General features: G+C 32.6%; 1 protein-coding gene. It reads left to right on the top strand.

Features of this window, described 5'->3' with window-relative positions:
• The coding region (locus OM075_RS26025) for an ATP-binding protein (protein WP_301193445.1) at nt 1-258 on the top strand (258 nt) is incomplete at its 5' end.
• Between the last annotated feature and the right edge of the window lie 55 nt (nt 259-313).

The raw sequence follows: 313 nt of genomic DNA on the forward strand, positions 1-313 counted from the left end.
AATTTGTTGATACTTGATGATTTTGGACTACAGGCATTTGATAACCAATCGCGAGAAATACTTATGGATATTATAGATGATCGGTACAATAAAGCATCAACCATTGTTTCTTCTCAAATACCAGTATCTGTTTGGTATGACATAATAGGTGAAGGTACTATTGCTGATGCAATCCTTGATAGGATTGTAAACTCTTCTCACAGAATTAACCTTAAAGGAGAGTCGCTCAGGAAAGGAATTTTAAAAAGTGAAAACTAATTTTTTTGTATTATTGTAACATCTTTCAAAGTGGCATGTTTTGACCGATAATACT

The sequence above is a fragment of the Plebeiibacterium sediminum genome (assembly GCF_026013605.1).
Lineage (GTDB): Bacteria > Bacteroidota > Bacteroidia > Bacteroidales > Marinilabiliaceae > Saccharicrinis > Saccharicrinis sediminus.